The 14,327-nt window shown below is 54.6% G+C and carries 18 protein-coding genes; 10 read left to right on the top strand and 8 right to left on the bottom strand.

Features of this window, described 5'->3' with window-relative positions:
- Nucleotides 1-23: 23 nt before the first annotated feature.
- Entirely contained in the window at nucleotides 24-575 is a 552-nt protein-coding gene (locus tag ACIDF8_RS02705; protein WP_412009637.1) for a c-type cytochrome, read from the bottom strand.
- A gap of 116 nt (nucleotides 576-691) precedes the next feature.
- Between ACIDF8_RS02705 and ACIDF8_RS02700 the strand changes: the two genes are divergently transcribed.
- The gene (locus ACIDF8_RS02700) at nucleotides 692-817 is read left to right on the top strand and encodes a hypothetical protein (RefSeq protein ID WP_412009085.1); all 126 of its coding nucleotides are present in this window, start codon (nucleotides 692-694) and stop codon (nucleotides 815-817) included.
- Nucleotides 818-943: 126 nt separating this feature from the next.
- Here the strand turns inward: ACIDF8_RS02700 and ACIDF8_RS02695 are convergent, their stop codons facing one another.
- The 3 genes from ACIDF8_RS02695 to ACIDF8_RS02685 all read right to left on the bottom strand — a co-directional run bounded on the left by ACIDF8_RS02695 (nucleotide 944) and on the right by ACIDF8_RS02685 (nucleotide 2,757).
- Nucleotides 944-1,336: a hypothetical protein gene (locus ACIDF8_RS02695; protein ID WP_412009084.1), complete on the bottom strand. Its 393-nt coding sequence runs from the start codon at nucleotides 1,334-1,336 to the stop codon at nucleotides 944-946.
- Nucleotides 1,337-1,434: 98 nt separating this feature from the next.
- Nucleotides 1,435-2,298: an SDR family oxidoreductase gene (locus tag ACIDF8_RS02690; RefSeq protein WP_412009083.1), complete on the bottom strand. Its 864-nt coding sequence runs from the start codon at nucleotides 2,296-2,298 to the stop codon at nucleotides 1,435-1,437.
- Nucleotides 2,299-2,415: 117 nt separating this feature from the next.
- Entirely contained in the window at nucleotides 2,416-2,757 is a 342-nt protein-coding gene (locus ACIDF8_RS02685; RefSeq protein WP_412009082.1) for a hypothetical protein, read from the bottom strand.
- A 550-nt stretch (nucleotides 2,758-3,307) separates the two neighbouring features.
- Between ACIDF8_RS02685 and ACIDF8_RS02680 the strand changes: the two genes are divergently transcribed.
- The 5 genes from ACIDF8_RS02680 to ACIDF8_RS02660 all read left to right on the top strand — a co-directional run bounded on the left by ACIDF8_RS02680 (nucleotide 3,308) and on the right by ACIDF8_RS02660 (nucleotide 7,993).
- Nucleotides 3,308-4,621: a class I SAM-dependent methyltransferase gene (locus ACIDF8_RS02680; RefSeq protein WP_412009081.1), complete on the top strand. Its 1,314-nt coding sequence runs from the start codon at nucleotides 3,308-3,310 to the stop codon at nucleotides 4,619-4,621.
- A gap of 60 nt (nucleotides 4,622-4,681) precedes the next feature.
- Entirely contained in the window at nucleotides 4,682-6,088 is a 1,407-nt protein-coding gene (locus ACIDF8_RS02675) for a PQQ-dependent sugar dehydrogenase (protein ID WP_412009080.1), read from the top strand.
- A complete protein-coding gene (locus ACIDF8_RS02670; protein WP_412009079.1) occupies nucleotides 6,063-6,467 on the top strand; it encodes a hypothetical protein in 405 nt (134 codons plus the stop codon). The genes ACIDF8_RS02675 and ACIDF8_RS02670 overlap by 26 nt, the downstream gene beginning before the upstream one ends.
- A 64-nt stretch (nucleotides 6,468-6,531) precedes the next feature.
- Nucleotides 6,532-7,269: a hypothetical protein gene (locus ACIDF8_RS02665; RefSeq protein WP_412009078.1), complete on the top strand. Its 738-nt coding sequence runs from the start codon at nucleotides 6,532-6,534 to the stop codon at nucleotides 7,267-7,269.
- 67 nt (nucleotides 7,270-7,336) lie between these two features.
- Nucleotides 7,337-7,993 (top strand): LuxR C-terminal-related transcriptional regulator, encoded by a 657-nt coding sequence (locus tag ACIDF8_RS02660; RefSeq protein ID WP_412009077.1) that lies wholly within the window; start codon nucleotides 7,337-7,339, stop codon nucleotides 7,991-7,993.
- Between the two features lie 12 nt (nucleotides 7,994-8,005).
- Here the strand turns inward: ACIDF8_RS02660 and ACIDF8_RS02655 are convergent, their stop codons facing one another.
- A complete protein-coding gene (locus ACIDF8_RS02655) occupies nucleotides 8,006-8,641 on the bottom strand; it encodes a Yip1 family protein (protein WP_412009076.1) in 636 nt (211 codons plus the stop codon).
- 197 nt (nucleotides 8,642-8,838) lie between these two features.
- Between ACIDF8_RS02655 and ACIDF8_RS02650 the strand changes: the two genes are divergently transcribed.
- The 3 genes from ACIDF8_RS02650 (at nucleotide 8,839) to ACIDF8_RS02640 (ending at nucleotide 11,080) form a co-directional block, all read left to right on the top strand.
- A complete protein-coding gene (locus ACIDF8_RS02650; RefSeq protein WP_412009075.1) occupies nucleotides 8,839-9,960 on the top strand; it encodes a mechanosensitive ion channel family protein in 1,122 nt (373 codons plus the stop codon).
- Between the two features lie 148 nt (nucleotides 9,961-10,108).
- Entirely contained in the window at nucleotides 10,109-10,573 is a 465-nt protein-coding gene (locus tag ACIDF8_RS02645) for a PA2169 family four-helix-bundle protein (protein ID WP_412009074.1), read from the top strand.
- 234 nt (nucleotides 10,574-10,807) lie between these two features.
- A complete protein-coding gene (locus tag ACIDF8_RS02640; RefSeq protein ID WP_412009073.1) occupies nucleotides 10,808-11,080 on the top strand; it encodes a hypothetical protein in 273 nt (90 codons plus the stop codon).
- 86 nt (nucleotides 11,081-11,166) lie between these two features.
- On the opposite strand, the gene ACIDF8_RS02635 is transcribed toward ACIDF8_RS02640, so the two are convergent.
- On the bottom strand, nucleotides 11,167-11,394 hold the full coding sequence (locus tag ACIDF8_RS02635) for a DUF2171 domain-containing protein (protein WP_412009072.1): 228 nt from the start codon (nucleotides 11,392-11,394) through the stop codon (nucleotides 11,167-11,169).
- Between the two features lie 351 nt (nucleotides 11,395-11,745).
- Between ACIDF8_RS02635 and ACIDF8_RS02630 the strand changes: the two genes are divergently transcribed.
- A complete protein-coding gene (locus ACIDF8_RS02630) occupies nucleotides 11,746-11,949 on the top strand; it encodes a hypothetical protein (protein ID WP_412009071.1) in 204 nt (67 codons plus the stop codon).
- Nucleotides 11,950-11,975: 26 nt separating this feature from the next.
- On the opposite strand, the gene nhaA is transcribed toward ACIDF8_RS02630, so the two are convergent.
- Together nhaA and ACIDF8_RS02620 are read right to left on the bottom strand one after the other, a co-directional pair.
- Nucleotides 11,976-13,145 (bottom strand): Na+/H+ antiporter NhaA, encoded by a 1,170-nt coding sequence (gene nhaA, locus ACIDF8_RS02625; protein ID WP_412009070.1) that lies wholly within the window; start codon nucleotides 13,143-13,145, stop codon nucleotides 11,976-11,978.
- Nucleotides 13,146-13,182: 37 nt separating this feature from the next.
- Nucleotides 13,183-14,304, bottom strand: a complete 1,122-nt coding sequence (locus ACIDF8_RS02620) for a phospholipase A (RefSeq protein ID WP_412009069.1) — start codon at nucleotides 14,302-14,304, stop codon at nucleotides 13,183-13,185.
- Between the last annotated feature and the right edge of the window lie 23 nt (nucleotides 14,305-14,327).

Raw genomic sequence — 14,327 nt, 5'->3', positions numbered from 1 at the left:
CCTACGACGGATTTGTAGGATTATCACGAAGCGGCATCTTCGTTCCCGGTCAACTGGCCGTGGCTACGGATCCAGGCAATCACTTTCAGCAACTCATCCGGCGTGATGCCGTTATTCGGATCGGAAGGGTCCATCAAGCCTTTGCCTTTGGCGCCCATGCCGCCATTGGTACCATGCCACACGGTTTCAAACATGCCTTTATTGGTGGCGTCTTTGGCATAGTTATAATTAGGGCCGGTCAGCGCGGGACCCACTTGGCCGCCTGCTTCCGGTCCGTGACATTGGGTACAGGAATACAGCTGGAAGATTTTTTTACCTTCTGCAATCGCATCGTCTTTGCCCACATAAGGGTTTTTACCCGTGGCTAAAAATTCTTTGGCGGCTGGCGTATCAAACAACTCAGGCTTGATTTCTAGCGGTGAGCCATCCTGGGTGGTGACAAATTTAATCGCCTCTGTGCTGGACGCCGCTTTTGTGGTGCCAGAAGATTCAGCCGCGCCACTGGGGGTCTTGTCGCAACCGGCCAGACTGGCCAACATGAATACACCGGCCGCAAGTTTGGCACCGAATGCCATGGGCTGCACCGCGGCTGCCTGACTATTTTTTTCAACATGGCTTAAGCCCAGTTTTAAAGTCATTGTGTTCTCCTGAAATGGTAAGGGGGATTTCAACAAAGAATGTAGGAATGATTATGGTGAAAACCGCCAGCGCTGCCCATGTCACAAAGGCGCAATTTACTGTAGGAGTTGTCGGACAAAAAATGGGGAATTTTCAGGCCGGGCTGACCAAGGCATACCGGCAAGCCTGGCACACTTAAATGGCCCATTTAAAGAGTGTAATCAGCGAAGATCACCTAGCACACAGGCTAGCAGAAAGGACGCTGGACGCCACGACGCACCTCTATCGTCAGCGGAAGGAAAGGCCTAACAAAACGGTTAAACAGTCATTGTTTGCCAACCAGGACATCCAGCCCTTGTTGCTGTTTCACGCCGTTAATGGGTGCGCTGCCTGGCGCCTGGTGCTGTTGATTAGCCGGCACTTGCGGATTTTTATCTGCAGCCATTTGTTCTGGCGGCTTGTTTGCCGGGCAGGGTTCAGGCGACCCCGTATCCGGCAGCGGCGCAGTGGATTCGCCACGCGTATGCTGCTCCAGCTTCCATTGATCCAGCTTCTCGTGTTCGGGCTGCTGTGGATCCATTTCAGGATCTTGTTTGACGGGAAGCGCTTCATCATCAGGCGTAGGCCGTGGAGTGATGTTGTTCCCTGAATGTTGCGTGACGGGCTCAGGGGCTGGCTGACCAATCGAAGTGGCTGCGTGATCGGAATCAGAAGTCATGACAATTCTCCAAAATATAAGCTCAATATAAAAGGCCTCGCGTGCGGACAGTGGTGCACCGCCCATGCAGCATTCATCTGCGAAGCGATGCAGGACAATTAACCATTAATGATTTCACCGCCGTTGGGGTGTATTACTTGCCCGGTCATATATGAAGACGCCTGGCTGGCCAGAAAAACATAGGCGGGGGCAATTTCACTCGGCTGGGCAGGCCGTTTTAACGGCACTTGGCTGCCAAACTCGCTGACTTTATCCTCCTCAAAACTGGCGGGGATCAGCGGCGTCCACACAGGGCCGGGCGCAACGGCATTCACATAAATCTCCCGATGTACCAATTGCCGCGACAGCGAGCGCGTGAACGAGACCACCGCCCCTTTGGTGGCAGAATAATCCAGCAACTCGGGACTCCCCCGGTAAGCGGTGACAGAAGCCGTGTTAATAATATGGCTGTTTTTAGGCAAATGCGGCAACGCTGCTTTGACCATGTAAAACATAGAGAAGATATTGGTACGGAACGTGTGTTCCAGCTGGCGCTGGCTGATCTCGACAATGCTGGTTTGCGGAAACTGCTGGGCGGCATTGTTAATCAGGATGTCGAGCTTGCCCAATGCCTGCAAAGTCTCCTGCACGGCATGCTGGCAAAAGCGCTCGTCCGACACATCGCCCGGCAGTAACAGGCAGCGGCGGCCATAGCCTTCTACCAGTGCACGGGTTTTTTCCGCATCTTCATGCTCATCCAAATACACAATCGCCACATCTGCGGCTTCGGCAGCAAAATGTACGGCCACGGCGCGGCCAATGCCGCTATCCCCGCCCGTGATCAAGGCGACCTTGCCTTTGAGTTTTTCACTGCCTTGGTAACCCGCTTCAATAAAGCTGGGCTGTGGCTCCATGTCTTCTTCCAAGCCAGGTTGTACATGTTGATGCTGGGGCGGATTCAAGGTGTCTTCTACGACTTGCATACGATTCTCCTATCTTCAATTCAATGTTTCATACGGCTGCATCTGCGGCATGCGGGTTGCGCCAGCGTGCAGGTTGCCTGGGCGTTGCCGCTCAAGCGCACCGCCCAGGCCTATCCGTTAATTTCTTAACTCATTGGCGGGTGCCCGCGTGCTGGGGACGGCTGGCGCATGAGACGGCGGGTCTGGGCGCTGCTGTTGACGCCGTTGATCCTGGTTAGGCAACCCTTCCGCAGGGACTTCAGGCGGCACGACGATGCCGCGTTCGTCGCGGGTCGGCGGCGGAGGGCTGACGCTATCTGAATCCAGGTGACAGCCAGGCTTGCCACGATTGGCGGTATTGTCACAAGGCGGCACAGTGTTATCGACAGGCGGAACCGGATTTGCTGGCGGTGCGGCCCAAGCCACGCCGATCATGCCGCTCATCAATAGGGCGATGCATTGTATACGGGTTTTCATCATCTCTACTCCTCAAAAACAAGGGGGCTCAACAATATGAGCAGTCATACACCATGGAACTCATTGTATTCAGCGTTGGCGCGGGGAGGCGTAAGCCCAGTACTGATTTGAATGTAGGACATCCCGACCCGGCAGCACGGGCTACAAGCGGGGACGCGCGCCCCTCAAAAGGCTGTCACGCCCACGCAGACGGTGCGCAATTAACCCAAGTAGTAACGCGCTCAAACGGGCTATACAGTCCTGTCAGACCTGTCTGACAGGACAATCAGTCATGTGCCTATATTTGCGACTTGGGCGCTTTTCTTACACTTCAGGCCTCAACGCAAGCCACAGCACATGCTTTTTCATCTGCGCTTTTATGTTGCGAATTCAGTATCTTGCGGAGTCAGGAATGTGCATCCCGCCATGGCTAACAGGCCAGGCATACGGGAACACCCTGCTGCCATTCAGGGCAGTCCCGCAAGACTGAAGCGCCGCAAGTTGATGCAACCCGGATGACAAACGCATGGCTTTATTTTTTTGACGGAAACGCGGACCACAATGAGGAGTCTCCATGTATAACCGCCCTATTAATGTGCTGCCTTTGGATGCACGCCCACTGGATGTCCTGACACTGGAACAGTTTTGGCAATGGAGTCAGGCGAAGCAATCGGAAGATCACCCGGCCCTGACCCATGCCCGGTTATTGCTGAGCCAGTTATTTGAAAGCTATGCGGATGCATTTGCGCTGCGTTTGTGGAACGGCCAGATGTTATACGTAGGAGAACAAGCACCGGCCTTTACCATCAGCCTCTCGGCCACACTGGTGCGAGACCGCAACTTGCTGACCACGCCCCTGCCTTGGCTGGCGGCATACCTCCGCGGTGACGTCCAGGTGTTGGGCGACTTGCGCGCAGCCCTGCAATGCCTGGAGTACTTTCAAGCATTACCCATCCCCATGGCCACCTCATTAGCGCGTGCATTGCGCGCAGTGGCGCCGTTAATGCCATCAGAGGAGGCAGAGAGCAGTCAGCCCGGTCTCACCACACAAGCCTTGCGCCCTGAGGCGGCCACTCTAAGCCTCGATTACAATGCGCCCTCTGATTTTTACCGCCACTGGCTGGATGAACGCATGCTGCATTCGTGTGCCTATTTTTGTGGCCAGACGCGCGACCTGAGCCAGGCGCAACAAAACCAGCTCGACCTGATTTGCCTCAAGTTGCGTTTGCAACATGGCGATCATTTGCTGGACTTGAGTGGGGGCTGGGGCGGACTCGCTTGCTGGGCGGCCAAACATTATGGCGTCTTTGTCCATGCTTATATCCAGAATCCCGCCCAGTTTGCCTATGCCAGCAAACTGGTGCAAAACCAGCAACTCAGCCATCTGGTCACCCTGACCCAGGGGGATTACCGCGACGTGACCGCGCAAGGCGAGTATGACAAAGCCGTGTGCATAGGCGTGGCCGAACATGTGGGCGAACCGCATTTGCCAGCCTTTTTAAACAAAGTGCATGCCGCCCTCACCCCCGGTGGGCTGTTTTTAAGCCATGGCATGACTAACGAGCGGGCGGCCTGGCAACCCGAAGATGCGACCCACCGCCTGGTCAATGAGCAGCTATACCCGCAAGGCAAACTAGCCAGCTTTCCACAACTGCTGCAATGTATGGATGCCGCACGGTTTGAGGTATTTAACGTGGAGGGGCTGCGCCAGCATTTTGTACAGACCCTGCGCCATTGGCTGCGCGGGCTGGAGTCGCAACACCAGGACGTCACGCCCACCATCGGCGAGCGCAATTACCGCGCCTGGCGGCTGTATATGACTGCCAGCCTGATCCAGTTTGAACAGGGGTTGACCGGCATCCACCAGATTGTGGCGACCCGGCGTTAGCAAACGCGCAAACAACGTCCGGCCAGAGACCACAAACAGCGCATTGAAGAGGAGCACACCATGCACACGCACCCAAGCAGTACAACACTTTTGCAATTGCCATTGATCACCTGTTGCCTGCTCGGCTTGTGTGCGTGTTCACCTCCCGCACAATTACCGGAATCCGCCAGCTATGGGCCGGATCCAGACCTCTCCTCTTACCATGCCAACTGGTTTCCGACCATACATGTCGCCGAGGCCGTGGGGTGGCCAGAAGGCAAAAAGCCCGCCTCGGCACCTGGCACACATGTGGTGGCGTTTGCCAGCGACCTGCATCATCCGCGCTGGCTATATGAGTTACCCAATGGCGATATCCTGGTGGCGGAAACCAACCATCCTCCCAAAAATGAAGAATTCAGCCTCAAAAGCTGGGTGGCCAGCAAGTTTATGAAAGATGGCGGCGCCAGCGCCAAAAGCATGAACCGGATTACGCTGCTGCGCGACAATGACGGCGATGGCGTGGCTGACGAACGGCATGTGTTTCTCAAAGACCTGCATTCGCCGTTTGGCATGGCCTTGATAGGCGATACTTTTTATGTGGCCAATGCGGACGCGCTGGTCAAGTTCCCCTACCAGCAAGGTCAAACCGAAATCACCGCCGCACCGACCAAAGTCACCGACCTGCCTGCTGAACGTAATCATCACTGGACTAAAAATATTCTGCCCAACAACGATGGCAGCAAACTGTATGTCACGGTCGGCTCCAACAGCAATGTGGGTGAAAACGGCATGGAGGAAGAAAAAGAACGGGCAGCGATTTGGGAGGTGGATGCAAACTCTGGCCAGCATCAAATTTATGCGTCTGGCCTGCGTAACCCCAACGGCCTGGCCAGGGAGCCCCATAGTGGCGACCTATGGGTGGTAGTGAATGAGCGCGACGAACTGGGCAGTGACCTGGTGCCGGACTATATGACCTCGGTGAAACAGAATGGCTTTTATGGCTGGCCCTATAGCTATTATGGGCAGCATGTGGATGACCGGGCACAGCCAGCCCGCCCTGACCTGGTGGCAAAAGCCCTCAAACCGGATTACGCGCTCGGCACCCATACCGCCTCGTTGGGCCTGGCGCCCGCCAAAGGCAACCAACTGCCAGAACAGTTTCAAAACGGCATGTTTGTTGGCCAGCATGGCTCATGGAACCGCCAGCCTTATAACGGTTACAAAGTGATTTTCGTGCCGTTTGAAGCTGGTAAGCCCGCCGGGCAACCCATTGATGTCCTCACAGAGTTTTTAAACGAAGATGGCCAAGCCCAAGGCCGCCCGGTGGGGGTCATTGTGGATAAAAAAGGCCAGCTACTGGTAGCGGATGATGTCGGCAATGTGATCTGGAATGTCAAAGGCAGCCACCAAACTGCGCAGCAGACAGACCCCGGCGCCCCGGCTGAAGTGGCTGCTAGCGCCGATGCGCAAGCGGTCACCGAAGACTGACGCGGTGGCGGATATCCGCCACCGGCTTCCCGCACCAGAAGGGCAGGAAGCCACAGTGTTAGAGATGCATGATGAAATGCCTGGCTTTCGCCGGGTGGCCACTGGCAAGCAAGGGTTTACTTACCTGGATTGCCAGGGCAAGCCACTGAAAAACCGGCAACACCTGGCCAGGATAGCGGCCCTTAAGATCCCACCCGCCTGGCTAGCGGTATGGATTTGCCCGGATGCAAATGGTTATTTGCAAGCCACGGGCAGGGATACCAAAGGCCGCAAGCAATACTTGTATCACGCCCAATGGCGGGCGCAGCAAGAACAACACAAATATGCCCACCTGCTGGCGGTTGGACTGTCCTTGCCACGGATCCGTGCGCCAACTTAGCTCCATTAAAAAGGTGCGACAAGACCTGAAGGCGCCTGGGCTGTGCAAGCAAAAAGTGTTGGCCATGATGGTTTATTTGCTTGAACACACCTTGATCCGCATAGGCAACGATGCTTATGCAAGAAGCAATGCCTCCTTTGGGCTGAGTACCCTGCGGCACCGGCATGTGCAGATTCACCAGCATGACCTGCAATTTGGCTTTAGGGGCAAGCGTGGCATTGTCCACCGTATCCGCCTGCATGATGCAAGGCTGGCGCGCTGGCTAAGCCGCTTGCGGGCCTTGCCGGGTCAGCGCTTGTTCCAGTATGTAGACCGGCAGGGGCAACGGCATGCCATTGGTTCAGCAGAGGTGAATGCTTATTTAAGCCAGGCCTCGCAGCAACAAGTCACGGCAAAAGATTTTCGTACCTGGTTTGGCAGCTTGTATGCCTTGCAACTATTGCAAAGCTTCGCCCCAGTGGAACATGCGCACCAGGCAAAAAGAAATGTGGCGGAAGCGATCCGGAAAACCGCCGCCAGGCTGGGCAACACTGCGGCAGTCTGCCGCCGCAGCTATGTACACCCGGCCTTGATCAAGCATTACTTGGATGGAACATTGGCAGCCAGCGACCAGGGAACGCTGGGGGCCAGTGCCAGTCGGCGTCAAACCCTGCCAGACCGTCCACCTAAACCGGGTCGACGCCAGCCTCGCTGGCATGAGGGAAACACAGCGCAGCGTCCACCAACAGGCCTCAGTGGCAGCAGTCTCACTGGCTTAGGTTCTGCGGAATGCACGCTCTTAAAAATATTAAAAAATAATTGAAAGGAGTTTTGAGTGCCGGTGGCAGTGTGTACCGGTTTTAATCATATTGACACGAGAAGATACCGCCATGAAAAAACTATTATTGGTCTACGGCCATACCCTGAGCCACAACGCATTACGCATCCTATTACAAAGTGATCCCCACTTGCAGTTGGTGCATGAAGCGCCTTCAGTACGGGAGGCCATCAGTGTGATCCGCCAGCAACCGCTGGATGCGATTATCCTCGACATTTCGGCCCCGAATCAAAACGGCCTGGAAACCTTGTGCGATCTCAAACATGCTGCGCCCGGTCTGCCGGTGCTGGTGCTGAATGGCAGTGAGCGGCCGGACCGCATGATTCATTTTGTCCGTCTGGGCTGTCATGGCTACCTCCCTTATACCACAGACACTTCGCAGGTGATCCCGGCCATCCGCACCATTACGCGTGGCAAGCCCTACCTGATGCCACGCCACCGCGAGCTCTTGAACAATGTGCAGTCCATGCGCCATGAGCAACTGTCGTTACGTGAGTTACAGGTGTTATTCAAGCTGATCAAAGGGCAACCAGTCAACGCGGTGGCCCACGAGCTGGCGATTGCCCCAGGTTCAGTCAGTGTGTTCCGCTCAAAAATCTTAAGAAAAATGGAAGTGCCCAATAACGCAGCCTTGATCCGTTATGCCCTGGAGCACGGCCTGGTCCCCGCCCCTACCACGCTGAGCCGCGAGGTCAAGCGGGAACCCTGACAGGTCGCAGGATTAAAGTTTTTTGACGGCAAATTGCAGTTGCTCAATGGCCTCCCAGGAAATCAGCGAGCCAATCAGGATGACGCCGAAGCCCAGCCCGGCAGTACAGACAATGGCTAAAGTGAGCGAGAACAAGGCGCCACGCTCGCGGATGCCGAACACATAGCGCACGCCACGGTAGACCAGCGCGATCGCAATCAGCACGGCCACCCCATGCACCAGCACATTAAAACTCAGACTGGGTACCAGGTAAAACAGGGAAGTAAGCCATAACGGCGTGGTTGCCAGCGTCATTAATAGCAAGGCATCACGAAAGCCCGGTTTCACATCCACCATTTCGGCCAGGTTTTGCGTGATCCAGGCCATGACCACAACCACCAGCAATTGCAGAAATAGCAACTCGGCGCTCACCATCAGTAAGCGGTTACCTGGCAATTGGTCAAAGAAGAGCTTGGGAAACTGGTGATACAGCCGCAAGTACATGGTGATGCAAGGAATCAAAGACAGCGGTAGCACATAAAACAGCAATAACTGGGCAACGCCCGGTTTGGGGGCCGAGAGCAGCTTGGCCTGTTCACTACGGGGGGATACATAATCGAATAAGCGGATAGGGTTCATCATCATCTCCTGCATAGCACGATGCGTCATTATGCAAGCCGGCCTGGCAGCGCTATACCCGCAATCCACTGATATGGTTGTCAGAAATCACTGATGGGCCCTCCAGCGTGGTGCCCCTGCTTTCAGCGGGTTCTGACAGAGAGATCAGTCTGTGCTGACAGTCAAAAGCCGACACGCATAGCTAACATCAAGGGCTACCGTTTTTTTCATCAGGAGTATAAAAGCAAGTGTCTCTTTGGAATCAATGGCAAGCGCAATTACCGGGCTGGTGGGCCCAATCGACCTGGCTGGGCCAGCCGGTCAATGACTGGCTGACCGCCTTATTGGTCTCTGCCCTGCTTTACCTCGTGTTTTACCAGGGCTGGCGGCTGGTGATGCAAAAATTCGCCTGCCTGGCCGAGCGTACGGCGACCCGGCTGGATGATGTAGCGATTGAAGTGCTACAAAGCACACAGCAATGGACGCTGCTGCTGTTGGCCTTGCTGTTTGGCCTGCACGTGCTGGATCTCCCTGTCAAATGGGCTGCAAGGCTTGACCACTTGTTATGGATCACACTGGGGATTCAAATTGCGGTCTGGCTCAATAAGGGCGTCGGCATCTGGGCGCGGGAACACCTGAGCGCAATTGATGGACCAGCCCCGGCCGCTAACCCGGTCATGACCACCATTTTGTCCTGGATTCTGCGGGTGTTTATCTGGTCTGTGCTGTTACTGACCGTGCTGGATAATGTGGGCGTCAATATCACAGCGTTTGTGGCCAGCTTGGGGGTGGGCGGGGTGGCCGTGGCGCTGGCGGTACAAAATATATTGAGTGACCTGTTTGCCTCGCTCGCCATTGGCCTGGATAAGCCTTTTGAAGTGGGCGACTTTATTATTTTTGGCGATATTGCCGGCAGCATCGAACGCGTTGGCTTGAAAACAACCCGCATCCGCAGCATCAGTGGCGAACAGGTGATTTGCAGCAACACCGAGCTGCTCAAAAACACCATCCACAATTACAAACGCATGGAAGAGCGCCGTGTGGTGTTTACCTTTGCCGTCAACTACGCCACGCCAGTCGAAAAAAACGCACGGATCCCACAAATGGTGCGCACTGCCATTGAAGCGTTTGACAAGACGCGTTTTGACCGCGCCCATTTCAAGGAATTTGGCAGTAACGCGTTGAATTTTGAAACAGTGTACTTTATCAACACGGCTGATTTTAATCTGTATATGGACATCCAGCAGCAGGTAAACCTCGACCTGATCCGGGCGTTTCAAACAGAAGGCATCGCCTTCGGTCTGCCCACCCTCACCGTACACCTCCCACAAGCCCAAGACATTCCCTCATTGCAAGCAAGCGGCGGCTAGCCATGGGGCCTGCGTCGTGGGTAGGCGTCAAGGGATATTAGCCATTCCTACATCTGCTTACGCATTCATCCGATGGGGCCTCTGGGAGGGCTACGTCATACTACAGTCTCCTACACAACGATGTATATCAGCTTTTGGAGACAATCACATGGCAGACAATGACGACATTATTTCTACCCTCAATGACTTGATTGAGGTCTCTAAAGATGGTGAAGAAGGCTTTCGCTCATCCGCAGAAAATGTAGACGACCCTCAGCTCAAAGCCTACTTTATGCGCCGTTCGCAAGAAGTGGCAAGCAGCGTACCCGAATTGCAAGACTTAGTGCGCTCGCTGGGTGGCGAACCGGCCTCTTCTAGCAGCCTGGGGGGTGCGTTACACAGACGCTGGATAGACCTGAAAACTGCCCTGACCAGTAACGATACCCTCGCCGTGCTGAATGAAACAGAGCGCGGTGAAGATGTTGCACTGGCGGCTTACCAGAAAGCGGCTGACATGGATCTGCCCACCCATATCCGCTTTGTGGTGGTGCGCCAGCTGGAAGGTGCCAAACGCAACCACAATGAGGTCAAGCAACTGCGTGATGCGGCAGAGGCAGAAGCCAGCGCGCATTAACGCAAAACACGCCCAGTTTCTGCTCTTCCTCCTCAAAGCGAAACCTGTTTGCACAGGTTTTCGCTTTGCTTTTTGGGTGGCGCTGTAGAGGCGTCTAAGGAAAAAAGCATCGAGACCAATAAAGTAATAAGACCAGGTGTGAACGCAGCAATCTGATAAACACGCTGCTATTTTCGATAACGTATTTTCGATACATAAGGATCAGGAGAGGTCAATGAACCTTAATAGTGAAAAATGGGAGCAGCTCATCTTAGAATAAGCAGACAGGAATGGGCAGACAGCCTCAAACAAGCCAAACTCAGGCAAGCGGTGATTGATGACAAAATGCATTCGTTTTTACGCGGCAATGGGTGTTTACCTACGCCAGACGAACTTGCTCACCTGGAACATTTATGGGCACGCCATACGCAGGCGCTGCAAAAAAGTCAGCAGTTTATGCAATCCGTCATGCAGACTTACCATCAGGCAGAAGAAACCAGCCTGGACGCCCGCTCGGCCAAAGGCTGATCAAGTGAACGGGGCACACATAAATGCGCCCCGTCCAACTGTTCCGGCGACCACAGGCTGCTCACTCACCAGCGTAGCTTAGTCATTTATTCTGATCCCCAGTCCTCGGTCACTTGCGCTAAGGTACGGTTGATTTTCACAATGCCGCCTTCCGTCGAAATGACCCAGCTGACCGGGATAAAATGATGCACGCCGGACGCATCTTTTTTCAGTTTGATCAAGTCATCACTGACCAAGTGATCTACCACCGCGAAGTGCTCGGCCTGGGCTGTGGTCACCGGCATATCCGGCTTAATTCCGCTTGCTTCTATCATAGGTTCTCCTCTCATCTGTGATTGCTTATCCTCCGTGCGGACTGATCCCGCTTGATGACTTACATTGTCATCAAGTGGGTTATCCTCGGCATAAAAAGTGTCGCAGGCGACGGCCTTGGCGGTTATCACGGCAAGACTGAATCTGCTGTAGGAATCCTGAGAATCCGCGTAAGGTCCCCAGCGGGGGACACTTGGAGCAATAGAAACGCGGAACGATAGAAACGCTGCGTCTAGAAATTCTGACGCCAGTAGATGTGCGGCGACGACAGCGTTCCGTGAGCATTGCCCCTAAACTATAAAGGTCTCAGGCGCACATGCGCCTGGGTCATCCTGTTGATCAAGGAGCATAAGATGGCGATTTTTTATATCAGCGTTTGGAAAGGCGCGCCCGATGCCAGTGAACGGCTCTGGCAAGCAAATGTACTGGCGCTTAGCATTGAAGAAGCATACCGGATAGGCCGCACGCGCCTGGCCGCAGAACACCCGGATTGGGATTTGGCGACGCTGACCCTATTGGCCGAAGGCGATAGCGTAGAACCCTCTATCACCGTCTAAAAATTGTGATCATGGTATACGCGTCGCTAGCGGGAGGCAGCAATTGCAGAACGGTCCAGCGTAGCATTCAGCCACAGCCAGCCACATAGGCCCGACACCACAGAGCCCGCCAGAATGGCCATTTTTGACAAGTTAATGGCCTCCGGCATGCTGTCAAACGCCAGGTTGGTAATAAAAATGGACATGGTAAAGCCTATCCCGCCCAGCATGGCCGCGCCAAAAATATGCGTCCAGCGCAAGGGGGCATGCAACTTGCATAGCCCCAGCCATACCGAAAGTGCTACCGCCAGGGTAATTCCCAGCGGTTTACCGAGAATGAGGCCAGCGAGGATACCTTGGCTATTGCTGTGCGAGAAGACGGCCTGCAAACTACCCGCTTCAAGGTGAACGCCGGTATTGGCAAACGCAAACAGCGGCAAAATCAAGAAGGCCACTGGACGATGTAAGGCATGTTCCAACTGGTGTGACGGCGAGTCCTCATCCCCAGCGTGGTGTTTGAACGGGATGGCAAATGCGAGCGCAATCCCCGCCAGCGTGGCATGCACACCGGACTTGAGCGTTAACCACCACATGAAGGCGCCGCCTAACACATAAGGCACCACTGATATGACGCGCAGGCGATTGAGTGCAAACAGCAAAGCCAGCACGATGAACGCAGCCAGTAAATGTGGCAGTGAGATAGAAGCGGTATAAAACACCGCGATCATGATCGCGGCGCCCAGGTCATCAATCACGGCAAAAGCCACCAGGAAAACTTTTAACGAGGCAGGCACCCGGTTGCCAAGGATAGACAATACGCCCAGGGCAAAGGCAATGTCGGTGGCCATCGGAATCCCTACCCCTGCTTGATAAGGGGTGCCCTGGTTTATGAGCCAGAAAATCAGCGCAGGCACCAGCATGCCACCCAGTGCGGCAATGGTTGGCAGTAAAGCGTGATTCAGACTGGAGAGTTCACCGACATATAACTCACGCTTGAGCTCGAGGCCAATCAGCAGGAAGAAGACCGCCATCAGGCCATCATTCACCCACTCCTCCAGGCTTAAACCCAGCCAGTGGCTATGCCAGACATCATGATAGTGGCTGGCAAACAGGCTGTTGGCGATCAGCAATGCCAACACGGTCGTCAGCATCAGCAATACGCTGCTCGCTTGCTCTGAATCCAGAAAGCGTTGAAAGGTTTTGCTGATGAGTAACATGCTTTTTATATCCCTGTATCAAGTCAACATAGCGCCGCTATTCGCCAATCGCGAAACCAATCCCAAACATGTTTTGGGCCTGGTTATAGTCAAGCAGCGAAACCCCATAGCCACTGGCCAGCATGGCATAAAATTTCACGCTCTCGTTTTTAAACGGCTTGTATTGCAGATCGGTGCGGATATAGCCCTTGTTGTCACTGCGCAGGTTGTTACGCAAGGTGACACTGGCGGCGAGGGTGTGCGGCTCGTTATCCCAATGCAAGGTCATATCGCCATAGCCCATGTATTTGCTGATGTCCGGGTTATCGTCATCTGACTTGTTTTCAGGGATACGCCACCATGGCCGGACCAGCAGGCTATAGTGTTCATTCAATTGCCAGCCCCCTTGCAGGTAGAGCCGGTTCCAGCTGCGCGATAACGGTTGTGAACGGCCGTTGGATTCATGCACCAGACCCAGGTTGAGCATATTCGGCATGGCTGTCCACAAGCCGCCTTCTGCAGGCTTGTTCAGCCCCAGCGACAAAATCAGCTCGGGGGAATAATTGTGGTCGCGCATGGGCCGTGACTGCGCTTCGTTATACACCTGCCAGAACGATTGCTGCGTGTAAGCCCCCCACAAACGTGCGCTTTGTACCCACTGGTTTTTGGGTAACCAGTCTGACATATTCATCAGCTGGGTTTTCAGGCTGATCTGGAAGTGCAGGTCGTTATGCCCGAGCTCACGGTTTAGCGTGTTAGGGCGTGACGGCGAGGTCGGGATGTCATTGGGGTTACTCGAATAACTGGTGACAATGTAATTCAGCTGGTGGGTTTCCAGGTCAGTAAAATGCAATTCATCCTGGCTATTCAAATGCCATTTGCGGGACAGATAGCCCGTGTCTGCACTCACGCTTTTGACCAGCGCCTCCTGGCTGGGGGCCAAAATAGGAGCGACCACATGGCTGGGGGCATATTGTTCAGCCACTTTATCAAAACATACCAACCGCCGGCCTGCATCGTCTGCAAACTCGGTTTGGCAGGTGCGTAAGGCCGTCTGCATCTCGTTTACCAAGGCTGCCTGTGCTGGCCCTGCCTGCCCCAACAATAGGCCAGTCAGCAACAAGACAGCCAACACCGGCTCACGCAGCCGCTGGCTGCGCAATCTGCGAAAAAATAGCATAGAGATTCCCTTTTGGTTGCGCC

The sequence above is a fragment of the Methylophilus sp. 3sh_L genome (assembly GCF_046766015.1).
In the GTDB taxonomy this organism is placed as follows: Bacteria; Pseudomonadota; Gammaproteobacteria; order Burkholderiales; family Methylophilaceae; genus Methylophilus.
Note: the sequence above shows the minus strand (reverse complement) of the source record. Positions and strands in the feature narration are given on the sequence as shown.

What these genes read in the sequence shown, in the direction of transcription:
- ACIDF8_RS02665 (WP_412009078.1), top strand. Translation starts at nt 6,532, where the DNA reads ATGATGGTTTATTTGCTTGAACACACCTTGATCCGCATAGGCAACGAT.
- ACIDF8_RS02645 (WP_412009074.1), top strand. Translation starts at nt 10,109, where the DNA reads ATGGCAGACAATGACGACATTATTTCTACCCTCAATGACTTGATTGAG.
- ACIDF8_RS02690 (WP_412009083.1), bottom strand. Translation starts at nt 2,298, where the DNA reads ATGCAAGTCGTAGAAGACACCTTGAATCCGCCCCAGCATCAACATGTA.
- ACIDF8_RS02630 (WP_412009071.1), top strand. Translation starts at nt 11,746, where the DNA reads ATGGCGATTTTTTATATCAGCGTTTGGAAAGGCGCGCCCGATGCCAGT.
- ACIDF8_RS02670 (WP_412009079.1), top strand. Translation starts at nt 6,063, where the DNA reads ATGCGCAAGCGGTCACCGAAGACTGACGCGGTGGCGGATATCCGCCAC.
- ACIDF8_RS02640 (WP_412009073.1), top strand. Translation starts at nt 10,808, where the DNA reads ATGGGAGCAGCTCATCTTAGAATAAGCAGACAGGAATGGGCAGACAGC.
- ACIDF8_RS02705 (WP_412009637.1), bottom strand. Translation starts at nt 575, where the DNA reads ATGGCATTCGGTGCCAAACTTGCGGCCGGTGTATTCATGTTGGCCAGT.
- ACIDF8_RS02655 (WP_412009076.1), bottom strand. Translation starts at nt 8,641, where the DNA reads ATGACGCATCGTGCTATGCAGGAGATGATGATGAACCCTATCCGCTTA.
- ACIDF8_RS02685 (WP_412009082.1), bottom strand. Translation starts at nt 2,757, where the DNA reads ATGATGAAAACCCGTATACAATGCATCGCCCTATTGATGAGCGGCATG.
- ACIDF8_RS02695 (WP_412009084.1), bottom strand. Translation starts at nt 1,336, where the DNA reads ATGACTTCTGATTCCGATCACGCAGCCACTTCGATTGGTCAGCCAGCC.
- ACIDF8_RS02620 (WP_412009069.1), bottom strand. Translation starts at nt 14,304, where the DNA reads ATGCTATTTTTTCGCAGATTGCGCAGCCAGCGGCTGCGTGAGCCGGTG.
- nhaA (WP_412009070.1), bottom strand. Translation starts at nt 13,145, where the DNA reads ATGTTACTCATCAGCAAAACCTTTCAACGCTTTCTGGATTCAGAGCAA.
- ACIDF8_RS02660 (WP_412009077.1), top strand. Translation starts at nt 7,337, where the DNA reads ATGAAAAAACTATTATTGGTCTACGGCCATACCCTGAGCCACAACGCA.
- ACIDF8_RS02680 (WP_412009081.1), top strand. Translation starts at nt 3,308, where the DNA reads ATGTATAACCGCCCTATTAATGTGCTGCCTTTGGATGCACGCCCACTG.
- ACIDF8_RS02700 (WP_412009085.1), top strand. Translation starts at nt 692, where the DNA reads ATGGTGAAAACCGCCAGCGCTGCCCATGTCACAAAGGCGCAATTTACT.
- ACIDF8_RS02675 (WP_412009080.1), top strand. Translation starts at nt 4,682, where the DNA reads ATGCACACGCACCCAAGCAGTACAACACTTTTGCAATTGCCATTGATC.
- ACIDF8_RS02635 (WP_412009072.1), bottom strand. Translation starts at nt 11,394, where the DNA reads ATGATAGAAGCAAGCGGAATTAAGCCGGATATGCCGGTGACCACAGCC.